Raw genomic sequence first — 7,005 nt, 5'->3', positions numbered from 1 at the left:
ATTACTGGAAGGGACAAGTGTACATCGATCAGAGCGACAGATCCGGAGCGATTGCAGAATTCAGAACTGCAACTGAGTTAAACCCGAACCTTGCTGACGCATGGTACTATCTTGGTGGTCTGTTAAGTGACGAAGGTTCATATGATGAAGCGACAGCGGCACTTGACAAGATGATCGAACTGAGACCTGATCTTGCTGATCCGTATTACCTGAAAGGTCTGACTCAGTATCAACTTGAAAATTACCAGGATGCTGCCGACTCACTCGAACAGGCAACTGCACTCAATGCATCTCAGATGACTGAAGATGATCGCTCAAAGGCATACTATACCCTTGGACTGGCACGTGTTCAGAATGATGATAATCAGGGAGCTTCAGAAGCCTTTGCAAAGGCCGTTGAACTCAATGCAACCAATGCGGTCGCATGGAATGATTATGGTGTAGTTCTGAATGAGCTTGAAAACTATGAAGAAGCACTCAAGGCTTTTCATGAAGCGATAAAGATCTCTGATTCTGTTGCAGAGTACTACTATAACCTGGGAACTACTCTTGTAAAACTTGACAAGACTGAAGAGGCGATCGCAGCATTTGATAAGGCAGTCGCGATTGAACCAAGCCCACGTGCATATCTTGCAAAGGGACTGGCATTACTCACCCAGGAGAACTTTGAAGAAGCTCTGAAGGCATTTGAATCAGCTATAGCTCTTGATGATACCAAAGCTGACCTGTGGGCACAGAAGGCATTTGCTCTCTATAAACTGAATAAGATGGATGAGGCACGGGCCGCAGTTGATAAGGCACTCTCCTATGATCAGGAATGGCAGTATGCCCTTGATCTTAAGGAGCTTATTGAGAATCCGGAAAGCGGAAATGTCACTTCCTCACAGTCTGGGAACGAAACAAATGAAACTGAAGAGGTCAGGGAAAAAGCCCCTGAATCCTCCAGCTAATTCTTTTTTTCCGAAAGTTCAATTATTCTGGTGCTGATAGGTACAATCATCTGCAGGAGTATTCCTGTATGTCAGGTCCTGTATGCACACGAATGAGAAAGAACTGATAATGCAGAGAGCCGCTTATCATGCCAGATGTGAAGAATTTGATAAGGCTCTCTCATGCATTCAGATGATTATCGATGAAGATCCCGACGATTCTGTTGCGTGGTATAATAAAGGGTACACTCTCCACCTGTCCGGAAAATTTGATGAAGCCAGGGACCTGTTTTTAAATCTCCACTCCCGGTTCCCGGAGAAAGCTGATGTCTGCTTTGAGATTGGACGAATTGCACTCAAAAGAGGAGATCTCAATGAAGCAGAAGAATACTTTACCAAGTGCATTGCATTAGAACCACTCCGGCCGGAACCCAGGATAGAACTTGGGAAGATGTGGTATAACTCGGGGTATTATCATAAATCTGCAGATTCATTTACGGAGGCACTGGTTTTTGATCCTGATAATCCTGAAATCCGGACCTACATGGGTTTGATATCCTATAAACTTGATAAACCTGAAGAGGCCGAACGATGGTTTCGTGAATCTCTTGACAATGATCCGGATAATACGGAGACTTTGTTTTATTGTGCCAGGCTCTATGAGGAGATGGGTCGATGGGAGGATGAACTCTGGTGTTATAATCGCCTCATAGAAATTGACCCCGAACAGGTCATCCCCTGGCTGAAAAAAGGGATGCTTTATCTTGCACAGGATGATCTTTCCATGGCAGTATCATTTTTCCGGATGGCTTCCCGACTTGATGCAGACAGCCATCTCCCTCATCTGCTCCTCGGTCTGGTATACAGTACTCTGGACCGCCATGAAGAAGCAATTGCATCCCTGGAGAAAGCGGTATCATTATCGGATGAACCAGATATTCTGATCCAGTATGGCCGGGTCCTTGGGGCATGTAACCGGTATGAGGATGCTCTGGTTGTTTTTGATTCAGTTCTGATGGAGCGTCCCGGCGATCCAAACGCTGCTGAAGGGTATGCACGATCACTATACCATCTGCAACGATGGGATGATCTGGTGGCATTCTGTGAAGAAGAGAGAAGAGAAGATCCCGACAATTCCTTCTGGATAACAACCCTTGCCCGCGTATGGGGCTGGCATCTTTCAATGGTTGATATGGCTGTCACAATTCTGTATGAATGGATGGATCAGCATAATGGATATCAGATCCCACTGGTACTCGCCGATCTGCTGGTGCATTCAGAACAGTTTGAAGAGGCCAGAACTTTATTGTCTGCTCTCCTTGATAAAAAACCGGCAGATTATCAGATTTTGTTTCGGTATGCATCACTCCTTGCCCAGATTAAGGAGTTTGAAATGGCTGCGGAGCAGTTTGAACTGCTGTTACATATAAGACCTGCTGACGGGCATCTGGCATACCTTGCAGGTCAGGCTTGTGAACAGTCAGGAGACCCTGATCGGGCGCTCGAATTTTTTACCCAGGCGGTGAGCAGTATACCTGATAGTGCTGATATCTGGCTTTCCCGTGCACGCGTATTATTTGAACTCGGGCAGTATGCTGAATCTGCTCTAAATGCTGCACAGGCAGCCTCTTTAAATCCTGACTGGTCTGATGCATTTCTTCTGAAAGGGATGTCTGAGATCCATGCTGAAGAGTATGATAAAGCCCGGATAAGTCTGACCTGTGTCACCACTCTGGATCCTGAGAATCCGGATGGCTGGAGAAATTTAGGCGATGTCCTGCTTCTGGCAGGTGAAGAGGCAGCAGCACGTATCTGTTATGAACGGACACTTGCACTCGATCCAAAAGATCTCAGAGCACAGGATGGGTATAAGGTATGCACAGATATACTCATTGGCAGGTCTTCTTCAGATCAATCTGAAGAACCTATATCGGATGAACATCAGTAATATATAGAGTAAGAATGGGCATCATTCCTGATCAAAGGAGGGATGCCTGTACCAATAATCTGGTTTATGTCCGGAGGATATTAGGAAGATGGAAGAGACACACGCCATTTGGATAGAGAAATACAGGCCGCGGGTTTTGGAAGATATCATCGGACAACAGGAGATAATTGAAAGGCTTCGTTCTTATGTGGCGAAGCGTGAGATGCCGCATCTGCTCTTTACCGGAAATGCAGGAACCGGAAAGACAACCGCTGCAGTTGCTCTTGCACGTGAATTTTTTGGTGAAGACTGGCAGATGAATTTCCGCGAACTGAATGCATCTGATGAACGGGGTATCGATGTCGTCAGAAATCAGATCAAGCAGTTTGCCCGGACTTCACCGTTTGGCGGATCTACCTTTAAAATACTCTTCCTTGATGAGGCAGATGCCCTGACAACTGATGCACAATCTGCTCTTCGCCGGACAATGGAGACGTATGCACAGACATGCAGGTTTATCCTCTCCTGTAACTATTCGGCAAAGATCATAGATCCTATTCAGAGCAGATGTGCAATTTACCGGTTCAGACCGCTTGGGCGCCAGGCTGTTTCAGAAATGGTGAAGCGGATTAGCGCTGATCAGAACCTTACAGTGACGGAAGAAGTTATTGATGCAATTTTTTATGTTGCCCAGGGAGATATGCGAAAAGCCATCAACGCACTCCAGGGTGCAGCGATACTTGGGCGAGATATCAGCCCGGATATGATCTTTGCAATCACTGCAACGGCACGACCGGAAGAGATTGATGATCTTATTGACCTGAGCCTTGCCGGTAATTTTCTGGGAGCAGGGAGTTCTCTTCAGGCCTTACTTCATGACCGTGGCATTGCCCCCCAGGAGCTCATTGGTCAGTTATATCGTGCGGTGGTCAAACGGGATCTCCCTGAGGGAGTGAAGGTCCGGCTTATTGACTCACTTGGAGAGACGGATTTCCGGTTATCAGAAGGAGCCGGAAGTGATATACAGATGCAATCCCTTATCGCAAAATTTGTGATGTACGGTGGTAGGAACAGTCGGTAATCCCGGTTTTTCTCAATCTTCAGTCTTTGAAGATCCAACAGATATTCTTGTTTTTACTGTCCGGGATGTACGGTTCGGTGTTCCTGCCGTCCTTTTGGATCATGTCATCCGTATGGTTGCAATAACACCGGTGGATGATCCTCCCCGTGGCATCGTCGGGATTATCAATTATCATGGTGATGTTCTTCCGGTCTTCTCCTTCAGAAGATATCTCTCACTTGATGAAAAGCAACCTGACATTCAGGATTTTTTAATCATCGTCAGGGAAGAGCGGCATATGGCGATTATTGCAGAAACCATCTCCGGGGTATATCATCTTGAGGATAAGATCATCTCTCCTGAAAATCTCTCTCCAGGGATGAAAGGCATTATGGGTATATACCGGTGCGATGATGGTCTTTTAATTATTTCGCATCCGAAAGATCTGCTGGGGATAGAAGATCAGGAGAAAATCAGTGCCTTAAGGGAATATCTTAATTTATGAGCGATGTTCTGGATGAAGCAGCTGTCGGGATTATCAGGGATTTTATCCTGGCTCACACCGGGATTTTATTTGATGATCGGCATACCCATGATCTGTGCCGACACATCACTTCTGCGTGCACTGATCTGAAAATTCCCCCCGAAACCTGTGTTCAGCAGGTGAATGATTCATCATTTCAGGTCCGGTTTCTTGAAGTCCTGGTTAAATATATCACCATTGGAGAGACCTACTTTTTTCGGGATAAAAACCTCTTTCTATACCTCCGCGATTCATTACTTCCTGATCTCATCCGGTCACGAAGACAGGAGCATAAATTATACCTTCGTATCTGGAGTGCTGCATGCAGTAGCGGGGAAGAGCCCTATTCTCTTGCAATTCTGCTCCGGTATCTGCTTGTTGATGTAGATGACTGGGATATCTACTTACTTGCGACTGATATCAACCAGCAGATGCTCAATCGTGCACAGGAAGGTATCTATTCCCGCTGGTCTTTCAGGGATGATCCACTCATTCCGGTTGGATCATTTTTTTCCCCGACTCCTGACAACCGGATGAAAATTGATGATTCTGTCAGGACCATGGTTCGTTTTGAACGGATGAACTTAATCCATGATACATCTTTTTATCATGCTGTGGGACCGTCATCCCTTGATCTTATCCTGTGCAGGAATGTCCTTATGTATTTTTCAGCAGAGCAGTCAGGTGAGGTAGTTGGTCATCTTATTCGCTCCCTTCGGACCGGGGGTTATCTCATTGTTTCTCCACAGGAGATTGGATTAGTGCAGGGTCAGTTTATCAGGATGCTTCATCATGGTTCTGTTTTTCTTCATGAAAAGGTTGATCAGAACATCCCGGGCGCTACAGAAAAAATTACTCACACCTTATCTGGCACAAGATATGATGATGAATCAAAACCGGTTACAAGAGTAATCGAAGGAGATCTTTTCCAGAAACCGGATATTCATGACATAGCTGACTTTCCTGGTGACATATTTCCGGCTGAAGAGAATAATTCGGATCAATCTTCGGCAGTTACTTATCTTCTTGAGCCTGAAGATGAGGGATTTGATCGCCTTATCTCCGAGAACCGTCTTGAAGAGGCCGGTAAGATGATCTCCCAATCAGGATATCAGTCTTCTCCTCACTGGGTCAGGCAGATGGAGATATTGATCAGGGCGTATGCAGGGAATGGAGAATATGATAAGGCACTTGGCTGGAGTGACCGGCTTATTGCTGCAGATGTTTTAAATCCCCGGCCATATCTGTTAAAAGCAGCTGTTCTTGATGAACAGGGGCTGTATAATGACTCTCTCCAGTCACTTCGACAGTCTTTATATGCATTTCCTGATTACCTTCCTGCCCATCTTGCTATAGCAGGAATTTATAAGAAAACCGGCAGACCTGATCTTGCCAGGCATCATTATGAACTGGCGATTCATATTCTGGATTCAAAGGATGAAGATATCATCCTCGAAGAGACGGAGGGAATACCTGCACGGAAGATGAAAGACATGATTCAGATGCTTCTTGGGGGATGATTTCATTATGGAACAGACGTTACACCTGGATAATCGTGCCAATTCTGAAATTTTACTGGAGCGTGCCCGTATACTGGCTAAGCCTCTGACAAAAGAAGAGGAGACCGGAGAAGGAGTTGAAGTTCTCTCTTTTATGCTCAATGGTGAACGGTATTGTATATCCATGGAGTATGTAAGAGAAGTAACTGTACTTCGGCATTTAACTTCTCTTCCAGGAACTCCTGATTTTATTTTGGGGATTATCAGTATCCGGGGCAGAGTCATTTCAGTTACTGATTTACGTGTTTTTTTTGACCTCCCCAGAAAGGGGCTCTCGGATTACAATAAAATAATCGTTCTTTCAGGAGAGGGGATGGAATTTGCAGTCCTTGCCGATCAGGTGGATGGTGTTTCATGGCAAAACCTTTCTCATCTGACCCCTCCTCCTGACACAATCCGCGGTATTGGAAAGGAATTTCTGATCGGTGTGTTTCCAGGTCCTCTCATTCTGATAAACAGCCGGGTAATTCTTACTCATCCCCGGCTTATCGTTGATCGTTCACGTGATAAAGGGTAATAACTATGGATGACCTGTATCCCAGTCCCATTACCAAATTTTCCCATCTCGAGAAACCATTATTGCTGTCGGTTACAGAAATCTCAACAATTTATGTGGTGAATCATGAGCATTAATTCATTCTTAAATAACATTAACATAGGGAAAAAACTTTTTGGAGGTTTTATCCTCGTAATCCTTCTTATGTCGTTCATTATTGTGACATGTCTAATGAGTGTAAATAAACTGACCGATGATGTTGATCAACTCTATTCTGAACAGACAGTGCCATTGATGAATGTAGGAAACATGGAGGTCGGGCTTCATTCAATCCGATCGCTGGTATTTCGATCCATAGCCATTCCTGAAGAACGTGAACAGGATTATGAGAGATTATTGGCAGAGATTGGTAAAATAGAGCCTATCATCGAAGAGATGAAAAAGGCTGGAATGAGTGAGGAACAATATCAGTATTTCCTGACATTCACGAATCAGTGGGATCGATATAAAA

The 7,005-nt window shown here is 45.0% G+C and carries 7 protein-coding genes; all 7 read left to right on the top strand.

What is annotated here, in order from left to right; all coding sequences use genetic code 11:
• The coding region (locus tag LDL35_RS13660) for a tetratricopeptide repeat protein (RefSeq protein WP_304023416.1) at positions 1-950 on the top strand (950 nt) is incomplete at its 5' end.
• A gap of 82 nt (positions 951-1,032) precedes the next feature.
• Positions 1,033-2,877 carry a tetratricopeptide repeat protein gene (locus LDL35_RS13655; protein WP_304023414.1) on the top strand — a complete coding sequence of 615 codons (1,845 nt, stop codon included), beginning with the start codon at positions 1,033-1,035 and terminating at the stop codon, positions 2,875-2,877.
• Positions 2,878-2,965: 88 nt separating this feature from the next.
• Positions 2,966-3,937 carry a replication factor C small subunit gene (locus LDL35_RS13650; RefSeq protein ID WP_304023413.1) on the top strand — a complete coding sequence of 324 codons (972 nt, stop codon included), beginning with the start codon at positions 2,966-2,968 and terminating at the stop codon, positions 3,935-3,937.
• Positions 3,918-4,421 carry a chemotaxis protein CheW gene (locus LDL35_RS13645; protein WP_304023411.1) on the top strand — a complete coding sequence of 168 codons (504 nt, stop codon included), beginning with the start codon at positions 3,918-3,920 and terminating at the stop codon, positions 4,419-4,421. The genes LDL35_RS13650 and LDL35_RS13645 overlap by 20 nt, the downstream gene beginning before the upstream one ends.
• On the top strand, positions 4,418-5,959 hold the full coding sequence (locus tag LDL35_RS13640; RefSeq protein ID WP_304023409.1) for a CheR family methyltransferase: 1,542 nt from the start codon (positions 4,418-4,420) through the stop codon (positions 5,957-5,959). Before LDL35_RS13645 ends, LDL35_RS13640 begins: the two co-directional genes overlap by 4 nt.
• A gap of 7 nt (positions 5,960-5,966) precedes the next feature.
• The gene (locus LDL35_RS13635) at positions 5,967-6,515 is read left to right on the top strand and encodes a chemotaxis protein CheW (protein ID WP_304023407.1); all 549 of its coding nucleotides are present in this window, start codon (positions 5,967-5,969) and stop codon (positions 6,513-6,515) included.
• Positions 6,516-6,620: 105 nt separating this feature from the next.
• Positions 6,621-7,005: MCP four helix bundle domain-containing protein (locus LDL35_RS13630; RefSeq protein ID WP_369694939.1), on the top strand; the 385-nt coding region annotated here is incomplete at its 3' end.

This window comes from Methanospirillum hungatei (assembly GCF_020216685.1).
Lineage (GTDB): Archaea > Halobacteriota > Methanomicrobia > Methanomicrobiales > Methanospirillaceae > Methanospirillum > Methanospirillum hungatei_B.
Note: the sequence above shows the minus strand (reverse complement) of the source record. Positions and strands in the feature narration are given on the sequence as shown.

Bases quoted from the DNA above. Each gene is read 5' to 3' on its own strand.
- LDL35_RS13655 (WP_304023414.1), top strand. From the start codon at position 1,033: ATGCACACGAATGAGAAAGAACTGATAATGCAGAGAGCCGCTTATCAT.
- LDL35_RS13650 (WP_304023413.1), top strand. From the start codon at position 2,966: ATGGAAGAGACACACGCCATTTGGATAGAGAAATACAGGCCGCGGGTT.
- LDL35_RS13640 (WP_304023409.1), top strand. From the start codon at position 4,418: ATGAGCGATGTTCTGGATGAAGCAGCTGTCGGGATTATCAGGGATTTT.
- LDL35_RS13635 (WP_304023407.1), top strand. From the start codon at position 5,967: ATGGAACAGACGTTACACCTGGATAATCGTGCCAATTCTGAAATTTTA.